20 protein-coding genes are annotated in these 24,287 nt (G+C 69.7%); 10 read left to right on the top strand and 10 right to left on the bottom strand.

All coding sequences use genetic code 11. The features are described 5' to 3' along the window. Positions 1-25 precede the first annotated feature (25 nt). The 5 genes from MRBLWS13_RS02605 (at position 26) to MRBLWS13_RS02585 (ending at position 6,189) form a co-directional block, all read left to right on the top strand. Positions 26-616: a DUF3000 domain-containing protein gene (locus tag MRBLWS13_RS02605; RefSeq protein ID WP_349427515.1), complete on the top strand. Its 591-nt coding sequence runs from the start codon at positions 26-28 to the stop codon at positions 614-616. Continuing rightward, a complete protein-coding gene (locus tag MRBLWS13_RS02600; protein WP_349427514.1) occupies positions 609-1,808 on the top strand; it encodes an HRDC domain-containing protein in 1,200 nt (399 codons plus the stop codon). The genes MRBLWS13_RS02605 and MRBLWS13_RS02600 overlap by 8 nt, the downstream gene beginning before the upstream one ends. Before the next feature lie 72 nt (positions 1,809-1,880). Continuing rightward, entirely contained in the window at positions 1,881-3,086 is a 1,206-nt protein-coding gene (locus MRBLWS13_RS02595; protein ID WP_349427513.1) for a thiolase family protein, read from the top strand. Between the two features lie 7 nt (positions 3,087-3,093). Next, positions 3,094-5,238: a 3-hydroxyacyl-CoA dehydrogenase NAD-binding domain-containing protein gene (locus MRBLWS13_RS02590; RefSeq protein WP_349427512.1), complete on the top strand. Its 2,145-nt coding sequence runs from the start codon at positions 3,094-3,096 to the stop codon at positions 5,236-5,238. A gap of 240 nt (positions 5,239-5,478) precedes the next feature. Further along, on the top strand, positions 5,479-6,189 hold the full coding sequence (locus MRBLWS13_RS02585; RefSeq protein WP_349427511.1) for a hypothetical protein: 711 nt from the start codon (positions 5,479-5,481) through the stop codon (positions 6,187-6,189). Here the strand turns inward: MRBLWS13_RS02585 and dxs are convergent. The 5 genes from dxs to dut all read right to left on the bottom strand — a co-directional run bounded on the left by dxs (position 6,186) and on the right by dut (position 13,065). Beyond that, positions 6,186-8,162 carry a 1-deoxy-D-xylulose-5-phosphate synthase gene (gene dxs, locus MRBLWS13_RS02580; protein WP_349427510.1) on the bottom strand — a complete coding sequence of 659 codons (1,977 nt, stop codon included), beginning with the start codon at positions 8,160-8,162 and terminating at the stop codon, positions 6,186-6,188. The genes MRBLWS13_RS02585 and dxs overlap by 4 nt on opposite strands. Positions 8,163-8,260: 98 nt before the next feature. After that, positions 8,261-11,089 (bottom strand): aconitate hydratase AcnA, encoded by a 2,829-nt coding sequence (gene acnA, locus MRBLWS13_RS02575; protein ID WP_349427509.1) that lies wholly within the window; start codon positions 11,087-11,089, stop codon positions 8,261-8,263. Positions 11,090-11,222: 133 nt separating this feature from the next. Then, a complete protein-coding gene (locus tag MRBLWS13_RS02570; RefSeq protein ID WP_349427508.1) occupies positions 11,223-12,020 on the bottom strand; it encodes a DUF3159 domain-containing protein in 798 nt (265 codons plus the stop codon). Continuing rightward, on the bottom strand, positions 12,017-12,616 hold the full coding sequence (locus tag MRBLWS13_RS02565) for a DUF3710 domain-containing protein (protein ID WP_308867229.1): 600 nt from the start codon (positions 12,614-12,616) through the stop codon (positions 12,017-12,019). The genes MRBLWS13_RS02570 and MRBLWS13_RS02565 overlap by 4 nt, the downstream gene beginning before the upstream one ends. Then, a complete protein-coding gene (dut, locus tag MRBLWS13_RS02560; protein WP_349427507.1) occupies positions 12,613-13,065 on the bottom strand; it encodes a dUTP diphosphatase in 453 nt (150 codons plus the stop codon). Before dut ends, MRBLWS13_RS02565 begins: the two co-directional genes overlap by 4 nt. Positions 13,066-13,077: 12 nt before the next feature. Here dut and MRBLWS13_RS02555 point away from each other — a divergent pair, with 12 nt between their 5' ends. Further along, positions 13,078-13,581, top strand: a complete 504-nt coding sequence (locus MRBLWS13_RS02555; protein ID WP_349427506.1) for a DUF3093 domain-containing protein — start codon at positions 13,078-13,080, stop codon at positions 13,579-13,581. Here MRBLWS13_RS02555 and MRBLWS13_RS02550 read toward each other — a convergent pair. Next, a complete protein-coding gene (locus MRBLWS13_RS02550) occupies positions 13,556-13,849 on the bottom strand; it encodes a DUF4193 domain-containing protein (protein ID WP_308867225.1) in 294 nt (97 codons plus the stop codon). The genes MRBLWS13_RS02555 and MRBLWS13_RS02550 overlap by 26 nt on opposite strands. Before the next feature lie 262 nt (positions 13,850-14,111). On the opposite strand from MRBLWS13_RS02550, the gene sepH reads away from it, so the two are divergent. Then, positions 14,112-15,155 carry a septation protein SepH gene (gene sepH, locus MRBLWS13_RS02545; RefSeq protein WP_349427505.1) on the top strand — a complete coding sequence of 348 codons (1,044 nt, stop codon included), beginning with the start codon at positions 14,112-14,114 and terminating at the stop codon, positions 15,153-15,155. Between the two features lie 4 nt (positions 15,156-15,159). On the opposite strand, the gene MRBLWS13_RS02540 is transcribed toward sepH, so the two are convergent. Next, the gene (locus MRBLWS13_RS02540; RefSeq protein ID WP_349427504.1) at positions 15,160-16,275 is read right to left on the bottom strand and encodes a nucleotide pyrophosphatase/phosphodiesterase family protein; all 1,116 of its coding nucleotides are present in this window, start codon (positions 16,273-16,275) and stop codon (positions 15,160-15,162) included. 68 nt (positions 16,276-16,343) lie between these two features. Here MRBLWS13_RS02540 and MRBLWS13_RS02535 point away from each other — a divergent pair, with 68 nt between their 5' ends. Then, positions 16,344-18,803 (top strand): DNA topoisomerase IV subunit A, encoded by a 2,460-nt coding sequence (locus MRBLWS13_RS02535; RefSeq protein ID WP_349427503.1) that lies wholly within the window; start codon positions 16,344-16,346, stop codon positions 18,801-18,803. Positions 18,804-18,874: 71 nt separating this feature from the next. Here MRBLWS13_RS02535 and MRBLWS13_RS02530 read toward each other — a convergent pair whose 3' ends face one another. Continuing rightward, complete coding sequence (locus MRBLWS13_RS02530; protein ID WP_349427502.1) at positions 18,875-20,956, bottom strand: DNA topoisomerase IV subunit B; 2,082 nt, start codon at positions 20,954-20,956, stop codon at positions 18,875-18,877. Positions 20,957-21,124: 168 nt separating this feature from the next. On the opposite strand from MRBLWS13_RS02530, the gene MRBLWS13_RS02525 reads away from it, so the two are divergent. Continuing rightward, entirely contained in the window at positions 21,125-21,343 is a 219-nt protein-coding gene (locus MRBLWS13_RS02525) for a hypothetical protein (RefSeq protein ID WP_194415370.1), read from the top strand. A 73-nt stretch (positions 21,344-21,416) separates the two neighbouring features. Here MRBLWS13_RS02525 and MRBLWS13_RS02520 read toward each other — a convergent pair whose 3' ends face one another. Both MRBLWS13_RS02520 and MRBLWS13_RS02515 read right to left on the bottom strand, forming a co-directional pair. Next, on the bottom strand, positions 21,417-22,460 hold the full coding sequence (locus tag MRBLWS13_RS02520) for an alanine racemase (RefSeq protein WP_349427501.1): 1,044 nt from the start codon (positions 22,458-22,460) through the stop codon (positions 21,417-21,419). Next, positions 22,457-23,176: an alanine racemase C-terminal domain-containing protein gene (locus tag MRBLWS13_RS02515; protein ID WP_349427500.1), complete on the bottom strand. Its 720-nt coding sequence runs from the start codon at positions 23,174-23,176 to the stop codon at positions 22,457-22,459. The genes MRBLWS13_RS02520 and MRBLWS13_RS02515 overlap by 4 nt, the downstream gene beginning before the upstream one ends. 45 nt (positions 23,177-23,221) lie before the next feature. Between MRBLWS13_RS02515 and MRBLWS13_RS02510 the strand changes: the two genes are divergently transcribed. Continuing rightward, positions 23,222-24,244, top strand: a complete 1,023-nt coding sequence (locus MRBLWS13_RS02510; RefSeq protein ID WP_349427499.1) for a sugar-transfer associated ATP-grasp domain-containing protein — start codon at positions 23,222-23,224, stop codon at positions 24,242-24,244. Positions 24,245-24,287: the final 43 nt, after the last annotated feature.

The raw sequence follows: 24,287 nt of genomic DNA, 5'->3' as shown, positions 1-24,287 counted from the left end.
CGAGGAACGATTCTAGTCTGTCCGCGTGGCTGAGCAGCGTCCCCCCGCGGCATCGAGCGCCTTCGAGCAGGCCGCGCAGGCGGTGCGTGAGATCCGCTTCCGCGACGACCTCACGGTGCGGGAGATCGCTGCGCCGCAGGGACTCGCGCCCGACGCGATCGCTATCGCCGGCGACGTGCGCTCCTCACCCGATGACACGGACTCTCCGTACGGCACCGGTCGTCTGGTGCTGCTGCACGATCCCGACGAACCCGCACCCTGGAACGGTCCGTGGCGGATCGTCTGCTTCGCGCAGGCACCTCTGGAGCCCGAGATCGGCATCGATCCGCTCCTCGCCGATGTCGCATGGACCTGGCTCACCGACGCGCTTCGGTCGCGTGGCGCGGGCTTCCACTCGGCATCCGGCACCGCCACCAAGACTCTCTCGAAGGGCTTCGGCGCCCTTGCGGCCGAAGGCGACGGGGCGCAGATCGAATTGCGTGCGTCGTGGTCGCCGGAAGGCGCGATCGCCGCGCACGTGGAAGCATGGGCGGAGTTGGTTTGCATGCTGGCCGGTCTTCCCCCCGGCTCGGAAGGGATCCCGATGCTCGGTTCGCACAGGTCGCCGCGTGGCTAAATACGACGTGATCGACGAGCTCGCGCGCGTCGAGGAGGCGGTGCGACGTCTCGCCGCAGGCGAAGGGCCGGTCGCCGTCGACGTCGAGCGCGCATCGGGCTTCCGCTACTCGCAACGCGCTTACCTGGTACAGGTGTTCCGCCGAGGCGCGGGCGTCTTCCTCTTCGACCCGCCGCCGATCGGCGACTTCCGGGCGCTGCAGGCCGCGATCGGCGACCTGGAATGGGTGCTGCACGCCGCGAGCCAGGACCTGCCGTCGCTGCGCGAGATCGGTCTGGAACCGGCGAGCATCTTCGACACCGAGCTGGCCGCACGTCTGCTCGGCCATGAGCGCGTGGGCCTCGGCGCCGTCGTCGAGGACACGCTCGGCATCTCCCTCGCGAAGGCGCACTCGGCCTCCGACTGGTCGACGCGGCCGCTGCCGCAGTCCTGGCTGGAGTACGCGGCATTGGACGTCGAGCACCTCGTCGACGTGCGCGACAAGCTCGCCGACGAGCTCGTGGAGCAGGGTAAGACGGAGTTCGCGGTCGAGGAGTTCCGAGCGGTGCTGGAGCGCGAACCCAAACCCCAGCGCGAAGAGCCCTGGCGCCGGCTGTCGGGCCTGCACACGGTGCGTGGCCGGAAGGCGCTGGCGGTGGCACGCGAGCTGTGGATCGCCCGCGAGGAGTACGCACGCGACGAGGACGTCGCCCCGGGACGACTCGTCCCCGACCGGGCCATCGTCGCCGCAGTGATCGCCGACCCCCCATCCAAGAGCGCCCTCGCGGCGCTCAAGGAGTTCACCGGACGGGCGAGCCGCTCCCAGCTCGACCGGTGGTGGGCGGCGATCGAGGCGGGGCGCGCCGTCACCCAGCTGCCGCTCGAGCGTGCCACCGGCGGAGACACCCTCCCGCCGCCCCGCGCGTGGGTCGACCGGAACCCCGAGGCCGACGCCCGCCTCAAGGCGGCGCGTCCGGTCGTCGAGAAGCGCGCCGAAGAGCTTCACATGCCGACCGAGAACCTGCTGACGCCCGAGCTGCTTCGGCGGGTCGCATGGACTCCCCCGCAGCCGCTGACGGCGGAGACCGTCGGAGAAGCGCTCGCTGTGCTGGGTGCGCGTCCCTGGCAGATTGCGCAGACTGCACAGGTGATCGCCGATGCCTTTGTGGATTCCGTGCAAGCCGCGTCGGGGGCGTCGGAACCGGCTTCGTAGGTTTCCGCCACCCGATTCCGGGCGCTCCGTGGGCCCTCCTAGGCTGGCGGCATCCCTATGTTTGGAGGCAGAGTGGCCGAGATTTCGGACGTCTTCTTCGTCGATGGAATGCGCACCCCCTTCGGGCGCGCCGGCGAGAAAGGCATGTACTGGAACACCCGAGCGGACGACCTCGCCGTCAAGGCGACGATCGGACTCATGGAACGCAACCCGGGCGTTCCGAAGGACCGCATCGATGACGTCGCCATCGCCGCGACGTCCCAGACGGGCGACCAGGGACTGACCCTCGGCCGCAGCGTCGCGATCCTCGCCGGGCTCCCGCAGACCGTCCCGGGCTTCGCGATCGACCGCATGTGCGCGGGCGCCATGACGAGCGTCACCACGATGGCCGGCTCCATTGGCGTGGGCATGTACGACGTGGCCCTCGCAGGCGGCGTGGAGCACATGGGCCACCACCCGATCGGCGGCAACGCCGACCCCAACCCGCGGTTCGTCGCGGAGAAGATGGTCGACCCGGGTGCGCTGAACATGGGCGTGACCGCGGAGCGGATCTTCGACCGCTTCCCACACCTCACCAAGGAGCGCTCCGACCGCTACGGGATGCTGAGCCAGCACAAGGCTCAGGCTGCATACGATGCCGGCAAGTTCCAGCAGGACCTCGTGTCGGTCGCGATCAAGGACGCCGAGGGCTCGTGGGGCCTGGCGACCGAGGACGAGGGCCGCCGCCCGCAGACGACGATGGAGGACCTCGCAGGCCTCAAGACCCCGTTCCGGCCGCACGGCCGTGTGACCGCGGGCACGTCGTCGCCGCTCACCGACGGCGCGACGATGTCGCTCCTCGCCGGTGGCGCCGCGGTCAAGGAGCTCGGCCTGCGTCCGAAGATGGGGCTCGTCTCGTTCGCCTTCGCCGGCGTGCAGCCCGAGATCATGGGCATCGGGCCGATCCCCTCGACCGAGAAGGCGCTCAAGAAGGCCGGCCTCAAGATCGACGACATCGGCCTGTTCGAGCTGAACGAGGCGTTCGCGATCCAGGTGATCTCGCTGCTCGACCACTTCGGCATCGCCGACGACGATCCCCGCGTCAACCAGTGGGGCGGCGCGATCGCGCTCGGCCACCCGCTGGCGGCGTCGGGGGTCCGCCTGATGATCCAGCTCGCAGCGCAGTTCGCCGAGCGACCGGACGTGCGCTACGGCCTGACGGCGATGTGCGTCGGTCTCGGCCAGGGCGGCTCGGTCATCTGGGAGAACCCGTTCTACGACGGAAAGAAGCGGAAGTAAGCGCGGCATGACGAACTACGACGACATCGACTTCTCCCCGATCCTGGCCGTCACCGAGGGCGAGGTGATCACGCACTCGCGGGTGCGCGACATCCGTCTCGCCTCCGGCAAGGTCCTGGCGCTCATCACGCTCGACAACGGGCGGGACCACACCCGGCCCAACACGCTGGGCCCCGCCACGATGTTCCAGCTCGGCGAGACGCTCGACGCCCTCAAGGCGCGCGTGTCCGCCGGCGAGATCCAGGCGGTCGGCATCACCGGCAAGCAGTACATACTCGCCGCCGGGGCCGACCTGTCCGACATCTCGAAGGTGGGCTCGAAGGACGACGCGCGCCTGGTCGCGCAGCTCGGCCACAAGGTGTTCGGCAAGCTGTCCGGGCTGGGCGTCCCGACGTTCGCCTTCGTGAACGGCCTCGCGCTCGGCGGCGGGCTCGAGATCGCGCTCAACTCGACGTACCGGACGGTGGATGCCTCTGCCGCCGCGATCGCACTGCCCGAGGTCTTCCTCGGCATCATCCCGGGCTGGGGCGGTGCGTATCTGCTGCCGAACCTCATCGGCATCGAGAACGCTCTCGAGGTCGTGATCTCCAACCCGCTCAAGCAGAACCGGATGCTGAAGCCGCAGCAGGCGTTCGAGTACGGCATCGTCGACGCGATCTTCCCGGCGGCGAACTACCTCGAGGACTCGCTGGCCTGGGCGGACGGTGTGCTGACCGGCAAGACGAAGGTGGAGCGCAAGAACGAGCCGGGCAAGATCGAGCGCCTGACCAAGTGGCCGATCGCCGTCAAGATGGCCCGGGGCATGCTCGAGTCGAAGATCGGCACGGTGCCGCTCTCGCCGTACGCGGCGCTGGAGCTCCTCGACAAGGCGAAGAGCGGCACGAAGGCCGAGGGCTTCGCGCGTGAGGACGAGGCGCTGGCCGAGCTCGTCACGGGCGACCAGTTCGCGGCATCGATGTACGCCTTCGATCTGGTGCAGAAGCGCGCCAAGCGCCCGGTCGGCGCTCCCGACAAGGCGCTGGCGAAGAAGGTCGGCAAGGTCGGCATCATCGGCGCCGGCCTGATGGCGAGCCAGTTCGCCCTGCTGTTCGTGCGCAAGCTCCAGGTGCCGGTGCTCATCACGGATCTGGACCAGGCGCGCGTCGACAAGGGCGTGGCGTACATCCACGACGAGATCGGCAAGCTCGAGGCGAAGGGCCGCCTCGACGGCGACTCCGCCAACCGGCTGCGCGCGCTCGTGACGGGAACGACCGACAAGAGCCTGTACGCGGACTGCGACTTCGTCATCGAGGCCGTCTTCGAAGAGGTCGGCGTCAAGCAGCAGGTGTTCGGCGAGATCGAGCAGATCGTCGCCGAGGACGCGATCCTCGCGACCAACACCTCGTCGCTGTCGGTCGCGGAGATCGGTGCCACGCTCGCCCACCCGGAGCGCCTGGTCGGCTTCCACTTCTTCAACCCGGTCGCGGTCATGCCGCTGATCGAGATCGTGAAGTCGCCGCAGACGTCGGACGCGGCACTGTCGACCGCGTTCGTGGTCGCACGCAACCTCGGCAAGAACGCGGTGCTCACCGCGGACGCGCCAGGCTTCGTGGTGAACCGGCTGCTGGCGAAGGTCATGGGCGAGGCGGCGCGCGCCGTCTACGAGGGCACACCGGTGGCGGACGTCGAGAAGGCGTTCGCGCGCCTCGGTCTGCCGATGGGGCCGTTCCAGCTCATCGACCTCGTCGGCTGGAAGGTGGCCGCGCACGTCCAGGACACGATGGTGCACGCGTTCCCCGACCGCTTCTACGCGAACGAGAACTTCCACGCGCTTGCGGAATTGCCGGAGGTCGTGGAGAAGGACCGCGGCGGCCGCGTCACCGGCTGGACCAAGGCGGCCGAGAAGCTGCTCAAGCCCGCCGTGGGATCGTCTCCCGCGTCGGCCGAGACGATCCTCGCCCGGGTGCAGGACGGCCTCGCGCAGGAGATCAAGATCATGCTCGACGAGGGCGTGGTCCCCGAGGTTGAGGACATCGATCTCTGCCTCATCCTCGGTGCGGGCTGGCCGTTCATCGACGGCGGCGCGTCGCCCTACCTCGATCGCGAGGGAGCATCCGAGCGCGCCTTCGGCGACACCTTCCACCACCCGGTGATCAAGGGGATCGCCGGCTGACACCGCCGACCGCTCAGGAAGGGCGCATCCTCTCTGCCGAGGATGCGCCCTTCCGCACGTGCGGGAGGAGTCGGCCGCATGCTGTTCCTCGCGCCCGCGCCGCGAACGGCGATGCTCCCCTCACCGAACGCGATGCGTCCGAAGCGTGAACACTCGGCGCGCGAGGGCCTCCACGGCGCACCGGCGCTTCTGCGCAAGGCATCCTGTCCCTGTCGGATGGTGCGAACGGGAGGTGTCCGGATGCTGGATGTGATCTCGGGGCTGTTCAGCGGCAGTGCGCTGGGGGTGCTGGTCAAGACCAGTGGCGCGGCGTTGACGCTGCTCGTGGTCGTCCCCGCCCTCATGAAGCTGTTCCTGGTGACGGTCGACGAGGGCTCGACCGCGATCCGGACCCGCAACGGGAAGCCGATCATCCGTCGTGTCCGGGGTGCGGACGACGGTCGCGGCGAGGTGGTGGTGCTGCGGCCCGGCACCCACGGCGCGTTCCCGATCTTCTACTGGTATCGGCTGGTCGATGTGCGCGCGCGATCGACGGATCTGCCCGCCCGCAGCCTCACCGCCGCCAGCGGACATCAGCATCTCGTGCATGCCTCGTTCGACTGGCGCCCGATCGTGTCGGGGCACGATCTGCGCGTGCTCGAGCTCGACGTCGTCAATGTGCGGGAGCGTGCCGGCAACATCGTGGGTGCGGCGCTGCGCGACCTCGTGCACCAGCTGGACGGCGCGGTGCTCCCGCCCAACGACCTCCTGTCTCCGCGCGTCGTCAGCGAGTGCTCCGACCTCGTGCGCACGGACTGCGGCATCGAGCTGCTGCGCGTGATCGTCACGGGCGACGCCCTCACCGACGGCTACCTGCTGTCGCAGGCGATCACTCCGCGTCCTGCGGACCCGCAGAGCGCGGAGTGGGATGCCGCGGCCTCCGTCCTCGCGACGCGGCTCTCGTCCGTCTAGCGTCGGTCGTCGCGGCTGCGCGCAAGATCCGACAGCGTCGGGATCTCACCCGTCGGCGTCGGGTCGCCGCTCTGGGCACCGCGCGCGACCGGGATGCGCGTGCCGAGCACCTGGGCCACGACATCCTGCGCGATCTTGGCCGCTGTGAGCCCGGCATCCTCGAGGATCTGCTCTCGGCTCGCGTGGTCGATGAACTGGTCGGGCACGCCCAGCTCGTCCACCGCGGTGTCGACGCCCGCCTCGCGCAGCACCTGGCGCACGCGTGTGCCGATGCCGCCGACCCGGATGCCGTCCTCGATCGTGATGACCAGGCGGTGGGATGCCGCGAGCTCGACGACAGACGGCTGCACCGGCACGACCCAGCGGGGGTCGACGACAGTGGCGCCGATGCCCTGTGCGCGCAGGCGCCCGGCCACGTCGACGGCGATGTGCGCCATGGGGCCGATGCCGACCAGCAGCACATCGTGCGCGTCGGAGCGCACCAGCACGTCGACGCCGTCATCCAGGCGCTCGACCGCGGGGAGCTCCGGGCTGACGCCGCCCTTCGGGAAGCGGATCACCGTGGGGCCGTCGTCGATGGCGACCGCCTCCTGCAGCTCCTCACGCAGGCGCGTGCCGTCTCGGGGCACGGCGATGCGGATGTTCGGCACGATCTGCAGCATGGCCAGATCCCAGATGCCGTGGTGACTCGGTCCGTCGGGGCCGGTCACCCCGGCGCGGTCGAGCACGAAGGTGACGCCGGCGCGGTGGAGGGCGACATCCATCAGCACCTGGTCGAACGCGCGGTTCATGAACGTCGCGTAGATCGCGACGACCGGATGCAGGCCGCCGAACGCGAGACCGGCCGCGGAGGCGACCGCGTGCTGCTCGGCGATCCCGACGTCGTACACACGGTCGGGGAATCGCTGGGCGAACGGCAGGAGCCCGGTCGGTCGCAGCATCGCCGCCGTCATCGCGATCACGTCGTCGCGCGCATCGCCCACCGCGACGAGCTCGTCGGCGAAGACGTCGGTCCAGGCCAGACCGCTGGTCGCGCCGAGCGATTCGCCGGTGATCGGGTCGATCTTCCCGACCGCATGGAACTGGTCGGCCTCGTCCTCCAGAGCCGGAGCGTAGCCGCGGCCCTTCTCCGTGATGGCGTGGACGATGACGGGAGCGCCGTACGACTTCGCGAGCTCGAGGGTCTCGATCAGCGTCGGCAGGTCGTGACCGTCGACGGGGCCGAGGTACTTGATGTCGAGGTTCGAGTAGAGGGCCGCGTTGTTCGTGAACCGCGAGAGGAAGCCGTGGGTGCCCCCGCGAACGCCGCGGTAGACGGCGCGTGCGGCGGGACCCAGCTTGCGGAACAGGTCGTCGGAGCCGCGGTGCAGCGTGCGGTAGGACTCCGCCGTGCGGACGCGGTTGAGGTAGCGGGCCATCCCGCCGATCGTCGGGGCGTAGGAGCGGCCGTTGTCGTTGACGACGATCACGAGATTGCGGTCGTTGTCGTCGGAGATGTTGTTGAGCGCCTCCCACGTCATGCCGCCCGTCAGGGCCCCGTCGCCCACGACGGCCACGACGTGCCGGTCCTTGCGCCCGGTGCGGGTCAGGGCGCGCGAGACGCCGTCCGCCCAGCTCAGCGAGCTCGACGCGTGCGACGACTCGACGACGTCGTGCGCGCTCTCCGAGCGCTGCGGGTACCCGGCGAGGCCGTCGCGCGCGCGCAGGTTCGTGAAGTCCTGCCTGCCGGTGAGCAGCTTGTGCACGTAGGACTGGTGGCCGGTGTCGAAGATCATCGGGTCGTTCGGTGAATCGAAGACACGATGCAGCGCGATCGTCAGCTCGACGACGCCGAGGTTGGGGCCGAGGTGGCCTCCCGTGCGTGCGACGTTCTCGACCAGGAAGCCGCGGATCTCGCTCGCGAGCTGCTCGAGCTGATCGGTGGTCAGTCCGTCGAGGTCGCGGGGTCCGGTGATGGACGACAGCAGCGACATCCCCGCTCCTTTCGGGCCCGGGAAGGGCTCTGCAAGTCTACCCGGGGCATGAAGGGGGGACCGGATGCCGCGGCATCCGGTCCCCCGTGAATCACCTGTCAGACCAGCGAACGCAGCACGTACTGCAGGATGCCGCCGTTGCGGTAGTAGTCGGCCTCACCGGGCGTGTCGATGCGGACGACCGCGTCGAACTCGACAGTGGCCTTGCCGGGCGCCGAGAACTCGCTCGGTTCGGCGGTGACGCGCACGGTCTTCGGCGTGACGCCCTCGTTGAGCTGCTCGAGACCCGAGATCGAGACGATCTCGGTGCCGTCGAGTCCGAGCGACGCCCAGCTCTCGCCTGCCGGGAACTGCAGCGGAACCACGCCCATGCCGATGAGGTTCGAGCGATGGATGCGCTCGAAGCTCTCGGTGATGACCGCCTTGACGCCCAGCAGGCTCGTGCCCTTGGCCGCCCAGTCGCGGGACGAGCCGGAGCCGTACTCCTTGCCGCCGAAGATGACGAGCGGCGTGCCCGCGGCCTGGTAGTTCTGGCTGGCGTCGTAGATGAACGACTGCGGGCCGCCCTCCTGCGTGAAGTCGCGGGTGAAGCCGCCTTCGACCTCGGCGCCGTCGTTGACGGCGCGCACCAGCTGGTTCTTCAGGCGGATGTTCGCGAACGTCCCGCGGATCATCACCTCGTGGTTGCCACGGCGCGAGCCGTAGGAGTTGAAGTCCTTGCGGTCGACGCCGTGCTCGGCGAGATACTTGCCCGCCGGGCTGTCGGCTTTGATGTTTCCGGCCGGGCTGATGTGGTCGGTGGTGACCGAGTCCAGCAGGGTGGCCATCACGCGCGCACCCGAGATATCGGTGACCGGCGTCAGCTCCATCGTCATGCCGTCGAAGTACGGGGGCTTGCGCACGTAGGTGGATGCGTCATCCCACTCGAAGACGTCACCCGTCGGGGTCGGGAGGGTCCGCCACCGCTCGTCGCCCTCGAAGACGCTCGCGTACTGATGGGTGAACATGTCCTTGTTGATCGACGAGTCGATCGTCGCCTGCACCTCGGCCGAGTCGGGCCAGATGTCCCGCAGGAACACGTCGTTGCCGTCCTGGTCGGTGCCGAGCGCGTCGACCTCGAAGTCGAAGTTCATCGAACCAGCGAGGGAGTACGCGATCACGAGCGGCGGGCTTGCAAGGTAGTTCATCTTCACGTCGGGGTTGATGCGGCCCTCGAAGTTGCGGTTGCCCGAGAGGACGGCCGTCACGGCGAGGTCGTTCTCGTTGATCGCCGCCGAGACCTCCTCGATGAGCGGGCCCGAGTTGCCGATGCACGTGGTGCAGCCGTAGCCCACCGTGAAGAAGCCGAGCTCTTCGAGGTCCTTGGTGAGGCCGGCCTTCTCGTAGTAGTCGGTGACGACCTTCGAGCCGGGCGCGAGGGTGGTCTTGACCCACGGCTTGGCCTTGAGGCCCTTCTTCACGGCGTTGCGCGCGAGCAGACCCGCCGCCAGCATGACCGACGGGTTCGACGTGTTCGTGCAGGACGTGATCGCGGCGATCGTCACGGCGCCGTGGTCGAGGACGAACTTCTCGCCGCCCTCGAGCGTCACCGGGGTCGGCTTCGACGCCGTCGCCGGCGCGTGGCTGTGGTGGTGGTGCTCGTGGTGGCTGTACTCGTCCTCGGGCGAGTTTCCGGGCGGGTCGGACGCCGGGAACGACTCCGAGCCCTCGAGATCGACCAGATCGTGGTCGACCTCGGCGTAGTTGGTGAGGTCGCTCTCGAACTGCTGCTTCGCCTGCGAGAGGACGATGCGGTCCTGCGGGCGCTTGGGACCGGCGATGGACGGGACGACCGTGGACAGGTCGAGCTCCATGTACTCGCTGAAGACCGGCTCGCGCGAGGGGTCGTGCCAGAGCGACTGCTCCTTCGCATACGCCTCTACCAGTGCGAGCTGCTGCTCGTCACGACCCGTGAGGCGCAGGTAGTCGACGGTCACGCTGTCGATCGGGAACATCGCGGCGGTCGAGCCGAACTCCGGGCTCATGTTGCCGATGGTGGCGCGGTTCGCGAGCGGAACGGACGCCACGCCCTCGCCGTAGAACTCGACGAACTTGCCGACCACGCCGTGCTTGCGCAGCATGTCGGTGATGGTCAGCACGACGTCGGTGGCGGTGACGCCGGTCGGGATCGCGCCCGAGAGCTTGAATCCGACGACCTTGGGGATGAGCATCGACACCGGCTGGCCGAGCATCGCGGCCTCGGCCTCGATGCCGCCGACGCCCCAGCCCAGGACGCCGAGTCCGTTGACCATCGTCGTGTGCGAGTCGGTGCCGACGCAGGTGTCGGGATAGGCGCGCAGGACGCCACCGACGGTGCGGTCGTAGATGACCTTCGCGAGGTGCTCGATGTTGACCTGGTGGACGATGCCGGTGCCCGGCGGGACGACCTTGAAGTCGTCGAACGCGGTCTGGCCCCAGCGCAGGAACTGGTAACGCTCGCCGTTGCGCTCGTATTCGATCTCGACGTTGCGCTCGAGGGCGTTCTCGGTGCCGAAGAGATCGGCGATCACCGAGTGGTCGATGACCATCTCGGCCGGCGACAGCGGGTTGATCCTGGTCGGGTCGCCGCCGAGCGCCGTGACCGCCTCGCGCATGGTGGCGAGGTCGACGATGCAGGGAACACCGGTGAAGTCCTGCATCACGACGCGAGCCGGCGTGAACTGGATCTCGGTGTTCGGCTCGGCCGCGGCATCCCACGACCCGAGAGCCTCGATCTGCTCCTTGGTGACGTTCGCGCCGTCCTCGGTCCGCAACAGGTTCTCGAGCAGCACCTTGAGGCTGAACGGGAGCTTCTCGTAGCCCGCGACCGTGTCGATGCGGAAGATCTCGTAGTCGGTGCTGCCGACCGTCAGGGTGCTCTTCGCACCGAAGCTGTCAACCGTGGACACGTCTGTCTCCTTCGTCGGCGGCGGGATCGTGCCGGAGTCCGGCATCCCCATCTTCCCCCGCCCCGAAGCCCGCGGCTAGTGAGGTCGACCTAACGGATCGAGGGAAAACTATCTTGATGTCAAGATAAATGTATCACTTCGGCGCGCGGGGGTAGAGCGCGCGCACGGCGAGCCACGTGACCGCGACCAGCGGTGCGAACAGGGGCAGGCCCATCACCAGCTTGAGCGTGCCGAGCGCCGTCACGTCGCCGGCGAAGTACAGCGGGACCTGCACGATGAGGCGCAGCGCGAACAGGGCGGCCCACGCGAGCGACAGCCAGAAGAAGACCCGCCGCTTGCGCCGGTCGGCGCGCCACGCGGTGCCCTCGCCCATGAGGAATCCGACCGCGAGTCCGATGAGCGGCCACCCGATGAGCGCCGACACGAGGAATGCCGTCCCGTAGATCGTGTTCGTGAGGAAGCCGGGGATGAAGCTGTCCTCTCCCCTGCCCGTCCACAGCGACAGGCCGGCTGCCGCGGCGGCCGCGATCAGACCGCCGATGGCGGCGCTCGCGGACTGCCGCTGGAGGAGCCTCACGATCGTGAACGCGGCGGCCAGGCCGACAGACAGGCCGAGGCTCAGCGGCAGGTTGCCCGTCCGCGTCCCGGGGTCGTACGTGAGGGTCCACGCCACCAGGAACACGACGCCGGGAAGAACGGATTCCAGGATGCCGCGCCAGCCGCCCATCGCCTTCCACACGACGTGACCGGTGCTGCGGCTCTCCGCGGGGTCGAGCCCGGCGCGCCGTGCGGCGCCGCCGAGAGCTGCGCCGAGCACCTCGGATGCGGACGCCGGCGCCTCGGTCTCGTCGATGGGAGAGCTCGCCGCGTCGGCGGGGCCGTTCGCCGTTCGGTCCGAATCCGCGTCGTCGGGCCGCGCCCCGTCGCTCACGCCGAGCCCGGCGTGGCCGGCATGCGCAGCGGGATGAGATCGCGCGGCGGCATGGGCGATCCGCCGCGGACGACGACGATCGACCGGAACAGGTCCTCGACGGCTGCGGCGGCCTCGACATCGGCGGTCGCTGCGCCGCCGATGACGCCGCGGAGGAACCAGCGGGGTCCGTCGACGCCGACGAAGCGCGCGAGACGCTTGCCGGCGGTGCCGTCGGGACCGGCGACGACAGGCACCTCGGCGAGCAGCTCGGGGCCGAGCGGGCCTTCGCGCTCCTCGACGCGGCCGCCCTGCTGACGGATCTGCTGGCGGATCTGCTCCCGCGTCTCAGCCCAGAGCCCCGCCGAGCGGGGGGCGGCGAACGGCTGAACCTGCAGCGTCGAGCCGGAGTAGTCCAGCCCGACGGCGACGATGCGCTTCGTCTGCTCCTCGACCTCGAGGCGCAGGTTGAGTCCTTCTCGCGGCAGGATCTTGATGCCGCCGAGGTCGATGTACGGCCGCACCGGGTTGGCTTCGGACTCGTCGAACGGGCCGGTGGTGGCGCGGTCCTCGGGCGCGACCTTGCGCGGTCCGTCGGCGGATGAGGGGTCGGTCATGCGAGGACTCCGTCCTTCTGGTAGCCCGTGGAGCCGAAGCCGCCCTCGCCGCGCACGCTGTCGGGCAGGGTCTCCACGGGGATGAATACGGCGCGAGGCACCGGCATGACGATGAGCTGCGCGATGCGGTCGCCGACCGCGATGTCGTGCGCGTGCTCGCGGTCGGTGTTGAGGAGAATGACCTTGATCTCGCCGCGGTAGCCGGCGTCGATCGTGCCGGGGGCGTTGACGATCGTGATGCCGTGCTTGGCAGCGAGGCCGCTGCGGGGCACCACGAAGGCGACGTATCCCTCGGGCAGCGCGATGCGCACACCGGTGCCGACGAGCGCGCGGTCGCCGGGTTCGAGCCGCACCGCCTCGGCGGCGACGAGGTCGGCGCCGGCGTCTCCGGGGTGTGCGTACACCGGGACGTCGGGGGCGATAATGGGGACGTCCACAGTTTCAGTCACCCAACGAGGGTAATGCAGAACTCCATGCGTCACGCCGATGCCCGAAGCGGCCGCCCCGACGGCTATCGGGAGCGGCTCGGACCCTCCCTGTGGATCCTCGTCGCGGCCGCGGTCGCGGCGCCCATGGCCGCCCTCGTCCTCACACCGATCGACACCACGATCGCGCTCGTGGTGGGCATCTGCGTCGGGGTGCTGCTGATCGCGCTGCTCATCGCGGCTGCTCCGGTGGTCGAGGTCCGCGACGGTGAGGTGCGGGCAGGGCGTGCTCACATCGGCGTCGAATTCCTCGGTGCCCCCGAGGTGCACGTCGGCGACGATGCGCGTCACGCGCGCGGCGCGGGCCTCGACCCGCGGTCGTGGCATCTGATCAGAGGCGGGATCGACGGAGTCGTCGTCATCCCGGTGACCGATATCGACGACCCGACGACCGCGTGGGTGATCTCCTCGCGGACGCCGGATCGACTGTCCGCCGCTGTGCGGCGGGCTCAGATCACGCGGAGCACTCCGCGCAGATAGGGCCGTCGGCCGTCTCGTGATCGAGCTGCGAGCGGTGCTTCACAAGGAAGCAGTTCGAGCAGGTGAACTCATCCTCCTGGGGCGGGAGAACGACGACGTCGAGCTCGAGGTCCGAGAGGTCGGCACCGGGCAGCTCGAAGCCCGACGGGTTGTCGGCATCCTCCGCATCGACCGAGCCCGAGAGCTTGTCGGGAACGCGCTCCTTGAGCGCTTCGATCGACTCGCTGTCGTCCTCGGTCTTGCGGGGGGCGTCGTAATCGGTGGCCATGCGTGAACGTCTCAACTTCCGGGTATCGCGGGTTGCGCTCGCCCTTGCGGGCGGCGATAGTTTGCACGACGGTTCCTCTTTTCGCAAATGCGTCCGGCGGTGTCCACCACGTGCGTTCGCGTGAAACTCGCGGCACGCGCCGTATATTCCCGGCCTGGGCACTTCGCTGTGACACGATGGGGCGGATCAGGCAGCATCGGCTGCCATCAGCCCGACGGGGAAGTACAGCCGTGAGCCCAAGGGAAAAGTAAGGGGCGTCCGCATGGAACAGCTCAAGGTCATCGGAACCGAGGACGACAAGCTCATCCTGGCGACCGAGTCCGGCGAGAGATTCTCGCTCGATGTCGACGATGTGCTGCGGGTCGAGCTGCGCAAGGCGCGGCGCGACCGCGACGGCGACGTCCAAGCGCCGCGCGCGAGTCCGCGGGAGATCCAGGCGCACATCCGCTCCGGGCTGTCCGCCCACGAGGTCGCCGAGCTCCTCGGCGCGCGCGTCGAGGACGTGGTGCGCTTCGAAGGCCCCGTGCTGGCCGAGCGCGAGCACGTCGTAGGACAGGCGCTGGCGGTGCCCGTTCTTCTCGGCGGCGACTTCGAGGGCGACGGACAGACCACGTTCGGCTCCGCCGTGCGCGCCAAGCTCGCCGAGGCCGGTGCCATAGGCGAACGGTGGACGAGCTGGAAGGCGCCCACCGGCTGGACGGTCAAGCTGGAGTTCACGGCCAACGACATCGGGCACGATGCCCGCTGGGGCTTCGACCCCCGCCGCAGCACGCTGTCGCCGCTGAACTCCGACGCGATCCAGCTCTCTCGCCAGGGATCGCTGCCCGAAGGGCTGATCCCGCGCCTGCGGGCACTGGACAGTGCGCCGGCCAAGGACGACTCGCGCTTCGACAGCGGCGCGTTCGGTCCGCGGCGCCTCCCCGACGCCGACATCGAGTCGCCCGAGATCCCCTCGCCGGCCGCTCCCGCCGTCCAGGAGGCGGCGATCAAGCGTGCGAGCGAGCCCACCGTCGTCACGTCGGCCGAGACCGCGGATCTTCTCGAGGCCCTGCGCCGTCGCCGCGGTCAGCGTGAGCCGCTGCCGGGCGCCGACGAAGTGGCTGCACCGCAGCGCTCCTCGGCGCCGGTCGCGCTGTTCGACGCCCTCGAACCGGGCTACGACGAGGCACCCGCCGACGAAGAGCCGCCGGCATCCGACTATCAGGCGCCCACTCCTGCCGCGGTGGCGGAGGCGGGCCGTCGCAAGGGGCGCACCTCGATGCCCTCGTGGGATGAGATCGTCTTCGGCGCCCGTTCCGACGACTGACGGCTCAGGCGAACGCGCCGAGCCGGATGAGAGGCACGACCCGCTCCTCATCGCTCAGCGAGCCGTGCTGGCCCACCATCTTCTGCGGTGCCGTGTCGGCGAGGCGATCGTCGTAATACGCGATCCCGGTGCGCGGGGCGACGATCACGTCGCCGATGCGGGCGCCGACCTCGGGGTCGACGACCCCCATGAGTCCCGACGTCTCGAGCTCGGCGCGGGAGAAGACCCAGGATCGCGACCCCTCGGCCTCGCGCCACCGCGCGAGCACGGCATCAGCCTGCCCGGCCTCGGCATACATCTGCAGCATGCGCGGCTCGCCGCCGATGAGGCGGACGCCGTCGAGCAGGTTGCCGCCCTCGTCGAGCAGGATGTGGCGGTGACGGGGGACGTCGATCATGCCGTGATCCGAGGTGACGACGACGCCGGTGCTGCGGTCGACCGATGCCGCGAGCGTGCGGGCAGCGGCGTCGATCCGTTCCAGAGCGGCCACCCACTCGTCGGACTCCCAGCCGCGCTTGTGGCCCACCGCGTCGAGATCGGCCGCATACAGATAGACGAGCGAGCCCGGATGCCGCGCCGCCAGGTCGGCGGCGACACGTACGCGTTCGTCGAGGTCGTCCACTCCGTGGAACTCGGCGTCTCCCAGGGTCACGGCCGTGAATCCGGTGCGCGCGTACTCGTTGCGCGACACGGCGAAGAACGGCCGGCCGAGCGTGGCGGACAGCGGCGCGGCACGCTGGAACGACAGCGGCAGGCCGTCGGTGTCCCACCCGCGCAGCATGTTGACGACGTCGTCGGTGCCGGGAACCCGGGCGCGATAGCCGACGATGCCATGCTCCCCCGGCAGGGCGCCCGTGAGCAGACTCGTCAGTGCGGCTGCCGTGGTGGAGGGGAAGACGGTGCGCGCGGCATCCCGTCTCGTCCGCGCTTCGCTGAGGAAGCGCGCGTGTCCCGCGCGGGCGGCGAGGTTCGACACGCCCAGCCCGTCGATCACCCACACGATCGCGCTGCGCGCCGGTGCGAACCACTCCGATGTGCCGTTGAGTGCCGCCGACATCTCGGGCACGACACGGGTGAGGCTCCGGGCGCGCGGCGGGTCCGCGGGTAGGCTGAGGGACATCGGGGCCAGTCTCGCACACCGCGGCCGCGCCCTACCGCTCCCGCCGTCACCCGAGGCTTCATCGACACATGCCCGCTTCCCGCACCGATTCCTCACCCGCCGACCACGGACGCATCGAGGACGTCGACGTCTCGTCCGAGATGCAGACGTCGTTCCTCGAGTACGCGTACTCGGTGATCTATTCGCGCGCGCTCCCCGATGCGCGCGACGGGCTGAAGCCGGTTCAGCGGCGCATCCTCTTCCAGATGGCCGACATGGGGCTGCGCCCCGACCGCGGGCACGTCAAGAGCGCCCGCGTCGTCGGCGAGGTGATGGGAAAGCTGCACCCGCACGGCGACGCCCCCATCTACGACGCGCTCGTGCGGCTCGCGCAGCCGTTCTCGCTGCGCGTGCCGCTGGTCGACGGCCACGGCAATTTCGGCTCGCTCGACGACGGGCCCGCCGCCCCTCGCTACACCGAGGCCCGTCTCGCCCCTCCGGCGCTCGCGCTCACCGAGAATCTCGATGAGGACGTCGTCGACTTCATCCCCAACTACGACGGCCAGTTCCAGCAGCCCGAAGTGCTGCCGGCCGCGTTCCCCAACCTCCTCGTCAACGGCACGACCGGCATCGCGGTCGGCATGGCGACGAACATGGCGCCGCACAACCTCATCGAGGTGGTCGGCGCGGCCACGCATCTGCTCGACAACCCCGAGGCCACGGTCGACGAGGTCATGGAGTTCGTGCCAGGTCCGGATCTTCCCGGTGGCGGCATCATCGTCGGTCTCGACGGCATCAAGGACGCCTACACGAACGGGCGCGGCAGCTTCCGCACCCGGGCCAAGGTGTCGATCGAGTCGCTGGGCCCGCGCCGGACCGGGCTCATCGTCACCGAGCTGCCCTATCTCGTCGGCCCGGAGCGCGTGATCGAGAAGATCAAGGACGCGGTCAACGCCAAGAAGCTGCAGGGGATCTCGGACGTCACCGACCTCACCGACCGTCACCACGGTCTGCGTCTGGTCATCGGCATCAAGACGGGCTTCGACCCCCAGGCGGTCCTGGACCACCTCTACCGGCTGACGCCGCTCGAGGACTCGTTCAGCATCAACAACGTCGCACTCGTCGAAGGGCAGCCGCAGACGCTCGGGCTCCGTGAACTGCTGCGGGTCTACCTCGACCACCGCATCAGCGTCGTGACGCGCCGCAGCCGCTACCGGCTCGCTCGGCGCAAGGAACGACTGCACCTGGTCGAGGGCCTGCTCATCGCGATCCTCGACATCGACGAGGTCATCCAGGTCATCCGCACCTCCGATGACGGCGAACAGGCGCGCCAGCGCCTGATGAGCGTCTTCGACCTGTCGGAGGCGCAGTCCGAGTACATCCTCGAGCTGCGACTGCGCCGGCTGACGAAGTTCTCCCGCATCGAACTCGAGGCCGAGCGCGACAACCTCAAGAAGGAGATCGCCCAGCTCGAGGAGCTGCTCGGCAGCGACGTGCTGCTGCGCGCGCAGGTGGCGCATGAACTGGATGCCGCGGCCGAGGCGTTCGGCACTCCGCGGCGCACCCTGCTGCTCAACGGCGGTCCGGTGCAGCCGCGCTCACGCGCCGCCGCGGCGGCCGCCGACCTGCAGATCGCGGATGCCCCGTGTCGCGTCTTCCTCTCGGCCACCGGACGCATGGTCCGCGCCGAGCTGGTCGCCGATGCGCCCGGTGGCGGCGTCGTGGCCCCGGCACGCCGCTCGAAGCACGACGCGATCCGCTCCTCGGTGGACGCGACGACCCGCGGCGACATCGGTGCGGTGACGAGCCTCGGCCGCCTGGTGCGCCTCTCCCCCGTCGACCTGCCTTCGGTCCCCGGCAACTCGGTGCAGCTGGGCGCCGGCACACGCGCCGATCAGTACCTCGGCCTGAGTGGCGGCGAGCACGTCGTCGCGCTGGTCCCGCTCGCCGACACCCCGCCGATCGCCGTCGGCACCGCGCAGGGCGTGGTGAAGCGGGTCGCCGCGAGTGAGCTCGGCAACAAGCACGACATCGAGATCATCTCGCTCAAGGACGGCGATCGCGTCGTCGGCGCCGCGCCGGCATCCGACGGCGCCGAGCTGGTGTTCGTCGCGAGCGATTCCCAGCTCCTGCGCTTCGACGCGTCGTCGGTGCGCCCGCAGGGCCGCTCCGCCGGCGGCATGGCCGGGATGCGGCTCACCGACGGCGCGCAGGTCATCGCGTTCGACGTCGTGGGGCCGTCCGAGTTTGACGCCGTCGTGGTGACGATCGCCGGCTCGACCACCGCGCTCGCGGGCACCGACGCCGGCAGCGCCAAGGTGTCGCTCTTCAGCGAGTTCCCCGCCAAGGGGCGCGCGACCGGGGGTGTTCGAGCCCATCGATTCCTCCGCGGGGAGGACGCGCTCACCATCGCCTGGGTGGGCACCGATCCGCGTGCCATCGGCTCCGACGGGGCGGTCCGCGCCCTGCCGGCGGCCGGCGCGAAGCGCGATGCGTCGGGGACGGCCCTGGACGGGGTCATCGGCGCGGTCGGCACCGGCATCCGCTGACGTTCACCGGTCGTTGAGCGAGCAGCAGACGGCGTTTCGTCTCGCTCCGCTCGCTCAACGACCGGTGGTCGTCAGGCGTCGATGCGCTCCCGCACGAGCCGGTCGCTGGAATCGATGATGAACTCCTTGCGCGGGGCGACGTCGTTGCCCATGAGCAGTTCGAAGACGGATGTCGCAGCCTCGGCATCCTGCATCCGCACGCGGCGCAGGGTGCGGCCGGCGCGATCCATGGTCGTCGTCGCCAGCTGGTCGGCATCCATCTCGCCGAGGCCCTTGTAGCGCTGCACCGGCTCCTGCCAGCGCTTGCCGGCCTTGCCGAGCTTCGTGAGCAGCCCGTGCAGCTCCGCCTCGGAGTAGGTGTAGATCGTGTCGTTCGGCTTGGTGCCGGGGTTCATCACGACGACGCGGTGCAGCGGCGGCACGGCGGCGTACACGCGTCCCTCGTCGATGAGCGGCCGCATGTAGCGGAAGAACAGCGTCAGCAGCAGGGTGCGGATGTGTGCCCCGTCGACGTCGGCGTCGCTCATCAGGATGATCTTGCCGTAGCGCGCCGCCTCCAGGTCGAACGAGCGACCCGAGCCGGCGCCGATCACCTGGATGATCGCCGCGCACTCGGCGTTCGACAGCATGTCGCTGATCGACGCCTTCTGCACGTTGAGGATCTTGCCGCGGATCGGCAGCAGCGCCTGGAACTCGCTGTTGCGCGCGAGCTTGGCGGTGCCGAGGGCCGAATCGCCCTCAACGATGAACAGCTCGGACTCGCCGACGTCGTTCGACCGGCAGTCGGCGAGCTTCGCCGGAAGCGACGAGGACTCCAGGGCGTTCTTGCGACGCTGCGTCTCTTTGTGCGTGCGCGCGGAGATGCGCGCCTTCATCTCGGAGACGACCTTGTCGAGCAGGAGGCTGGTCTGCGCCTTGTCGTCGCGCTTGGACGACGTGAAGCGTGCCGAGAGCTCGCGGATGACGACGTTCGACACGATCTGACGCACGGCAGGAGTGCCGAGCACCTCCTTCGTCTGACCCTCGAACTGCGGCTCGGGCACCCGCACCGTCAGCACCGCGGTGAGACCGGCGAGGATGTCGTCCTTCTCGATCTTGTCGTTGCCGACCTTGAGACGCCGAGCGTTCTGCGTGACCTGATCGCGGAGGACCTTCATCAGGGCCTGCTCGAATCCCTGCTGGTGCGTGCCGCCCTTGGGCGTGGCGATGATGTTGACGAACGAGCGCGACACCGTCTCGTAGCCCGTTCCCCACCTGACGGCGACGTCGACGTGGCATTCGCGTTCGACCTCGGTGGGCACCATCGCACCGGACGGCTGCAGCACCGGGACGGTCTCGGTGAAGCTGCCGCTCCCGGTCAGGCGCCAGGTGTCGGTGATTCCCGCGTCCGGGGCGAGGAAGTCGGCGAACTCGGAGATGCCGCCGTCGAAGCGGTAGCTCGTCTCGACCGGCTCGCCGGACTCGGTGCCGGGGCGCTCGTCGCGGATGACGATCTCGAGGCCCGGGACGAGGAACGCGGTCTGTCGCGCGCGCTGCTCGAGCTCCTGCAGGTTGAACGCGGCGTCCTTGGTGAAGATCTGCGGGTCGGCCCAGTAGCGGATCCGGGTTCCCGTCACGCCCTTCGCCGCGCGGCCGGCGACCCGCAGCTCGCTGCGCTGCTCGAACGGCGTGAACGTGGAGTCGGGGCTGCCGTTGGAGAAGATGCCCGGCTCGCCGCGGTGGAACGACATCGACCATGTCTTGCCGCCGCGGTCGACCTCGACGTCGAGGCGCTCCGACAGCGCGTTCACGACGGATGCGCCGACGCCGTGCAGGCCGCCTGATGCCGCGTACGACCCGCCGCCGAACTTGCCGCCGGCATGCAGCTTCGTGAAGACGACCTCGACGCCCGACAGTCCGGTGCGCGGCTCGATGTCGACCGGGATGCCGCGGGCGCGGTCGCGCACCTCGACGCTGCCGTCCGCGTGCAGCACGATGTCGATGCGCGTGCCGTGCCCGGCGAGGGCCTCATCGACCGAGTTGTCGATGATCTCCCACAGGCAGTGCATGAGGCCGCGGGAGTCGGTGGACCCGATGTACATGCCCGGGCGCTTGCGGACCGCCTCGAGCCCCTCGAGCACCTGGAGATGATGGGCTGAATACTCGGCGGTCACAGTCTCCCATCGTAATCCGCGCGCCCGACAGGGCCGTGCAGACACGCTTCGGGCCGAGCAGCGCTACGCGCTCAGCGAAATGTCGCCCATTCGCGGCATTCTCGAAACATCCCCGTGGTTGTATCTGATCACCGGCCAAGAGTTCTACATATACGAGGAGGCACCGAAATGACCACGCTATCGACACCCACAGAGCCCGGCGCCGTCCTCGAGTACCGCCTGACCGCGGTGGACCGCTGCGATTCATGCGGCGCGCAGGCCTACATCGCCGCCGAGGTCAACGGCAGCGAACTGCTCTTCTGCGCCCACCACGGCCGCAAGTACGAAGAGAAGCTCCGCAGCATCGCGACCTCGTGGCACGACGAGACGGCGCGGCTGGCGGAATAAGGCCCCCCGAGGTCCGCTGCTCCGCAACCCCCTGACGACCGCCCCGTGAGACGCCTCGCGTCTCACGGGGCTTTCACGTATAGACGCGCGCGATCAGCGGCGAGACCCTCACCGCGATCTCTTCGCCGATCGTGCCGATGACCTCGGCGAGGTCGGTCGCCGTCCCCTCGCCGGATCCGCCCGGGCCGTAGATCGTCACGACGTCTCCGACCGCGGCACCGGTCCATGCGTCGACGAGGGACTGCGCACCGCCCACCGGGCCGAGCCTGCGCGCACCAGCCGGTGTGCCGACCATGGCGCGACCACGCAGCGAGGACGGCAGCCCGTCGGCTGCACCGATGTCGATCCGCACGGTCTCCTCGTGCACGGCGACCACCTCGGCCTCGAGCCGGGCGATCGTGCGCAGTCCGAGTGTGTCGGCCGACGGTCCGCCCGCAGATCGGATGCCGTAGCAGAACGCCCCCACCCGCACCATGTCGTAGCGGAACTCAGGGCGCGCGAACGACGCGGCGCTGGCAGCCAGATGCCGGACGTGAGGGCGGATGCCGACGGCCTCTGCCTCGTGCAGCGCCCGCTCGAACACGGCGCGCGCGTCGTCGTCCTCGGCATCCGAGGCCTCGGCGATGTGGCTCCAGACACCGACGACGTCGATCCGCCCCGCGGCCTGCAGCGCAGCGGCCCGCGCGACGAACGTGCTCCACTCCTCCGGGCGGACGCCGTTGCGGTGCAGCCCGGTGTCGATCTTGAGATGCACCCGCGGCGCGCCGGCGGCGTCGGATGCGGCATCCGCGAGCTCCTCCAGGAGCTCGGCGTCGCCGATCCCGAGGTCCAGGTGCGCTGCGATGGCGGTGCGCAGATCGTCGCGCGACGCGGCGATCCAGGTGAAGATGCGGGCCGCGTCGCCGGCAGCGGCGCGCACGGCGGTTCCGGTCCGCACGTCGAATGCGCCGAACCACGTGACGCCGGCGGTCGTGGCCGTCTGCACGACGGCTTCCAGACCGTGGCCGTACGCGTCGTCCTTGACGACGAGCATGAGCTCGGCGGGCGCGACGGTCTCGCGCACCCGCGCGATGTTGGCCGTGAGCGCCGACAGATCGACGTGCAGTCGCGCCGTCACGGAGCCTCCTCGCGGATGGCGCGAAGCCCCACCGTCGTGATGAGCTCCCCCTCGCTGAGGCCGGTCGCCTGAACCCAGCTCGAGAGCGACGGCTCGCCCAGCGAGGGGTCGCCGAGGAACAGCACCTCGTCGCCGCGCCGCACGGCGGCATCCGAGATCTCCACGACGCAGACGTCCATCGCGACGCGCCCGACGATGGGGTGGCGACGGCCGGCGATGGCGACGTCGACGGCGCCGCCCAGCGCGCGGACGATGCCCTGCGCGTAGCCGCCCGTCACGAGGGAGATGCGGGTGTCGGCGGCTGCTCGGTAGGCGTACCCGTACGACACGCCCTCGCCCGTGCGGAGGTCCTTGACCGACAGCACGGTGCCGGTGAGGCGCAGCACAGCTGTCGTGGACGGGCCGGCGCCCGGGAGTCCGAACAGCGTCGACGGCATGAGCGTGGTCGAAGGTCGCGCGATGGCCGATCCGTCGGCCGTGAAGACGGGCGCTTCCGCCGCGACGAGCCCCTGAGCCTCGAGAACCTCGTGCACGAGTGAACGGCCGTGGCCCCAGGCATCCGCATCGAGGACCGACGGATCGAACGAGCGGATGCCGCGCTCACACGCAGCACGGGCGTTCGCGGTGAGCGCGCCCCGTGAGATCCGGGCGACCGGGCTGCTGCGGGGAGCCGATCCCGGCACGGGCACGCCGCGCCCAGGGATCGAGGAACTCACGCCTCTAGACTATCGGGGTCCCCCGCACCCGATCCCGGAGCACGCATGCCTTCTCAGGGCCTCGCCCTCTCGAACCGCCTTCGATATCTCGCCTGGCGTGTCCGTCGCATTGATGTCGGATCCGTGGTCGAGCGGGCGAGGGAGACCGCCCATGCGCACGGCAGATGGACCCCGGCCGTGATGGTCGACATGCTGTGGTCGGCCGGTTTCAGGCAAGTCGGCTTTCAGGACTACGTCGACTACGACTTCGCGATCCTGAACCGCGCCGAGCGGGCGACCTACATGACGCACCCGGTGTCGAACGAGCTGTCTCAGAAGTACGACCATCCCGATTACCGCGGTCTGTTCCAGGACAAGGTCGAGTTCGACCGCACGTTCAGCGACTTCCTCCGTCGCGACTGGATGGTCGTCGAGGAGGGCAACGCCGACGCCGTGCGCGCCTTCGCCGAGAAGCAGGGCACGATCGTCACCAAGGAGCCCGTCGGCCAGGCCGGGACCGGCGTGCACCGCTACCACGCCGCCGACATCACCGACTGGCACGAGTTCCACCGCGGCCTGCTCTCGCGTGGCGAGCTGCTGATCGAGGAGGTCATCCGCCAGCACGCGGACCTTGCCGCGGTCTGCCCCGGCACGGTCAACACCACCCGCGTCACGGCCTTCTTCGACGGGGAGACCACGCACATCCTGGCCATGGCGCAGAAGTTCGGCCGCGGCGCGGTGAGCGACCAGATGACATTCGGCGGCTTCTACACGATGCTCGACCAGAACGGCCATGCGGTCGGCCCCGGGTACGACTCGCACGGGCATGTTCATGTCACGCACCCCGACAGCGGCTTCACGATCGCCGACTTCCAGCTGCCGATGATCGACCAGGTCAAGGAGTTCGTCGACCGGATCGCGCGCGTCGTCCCGCAGATCCAGTACGTCGGCTGGGACATCGTGGTCACCCCCGAAGGCCCGGTGCTCGTCGAGGGCAACTGGGGCGCCGGCGTCTACGAGAACAAGCCCAGCGTCACCGGCATCCGCACGGGGCACAAGCCGCGCTACCGCGAGGCCATCGGTTTCTGACCCGGCGCGGATAAGGAAAAGGCGCGGCATCCGGAGGGGTGCC

It is taken from the genome of Microbacterium sp. LWS13-1.2, from assembly GCF_040144835.1.
In the GTDB taxonomy this organism is placed as follows: Bacteria; Actinomycetota; Actinomycetes; order Actinomycetales; family Microbacteriaceae; genus Microbacterium.
Note: the sequence above shows the minus strand (reverse complement) of the source record. Positions and strands in the feature narration are given on the sequence as shown.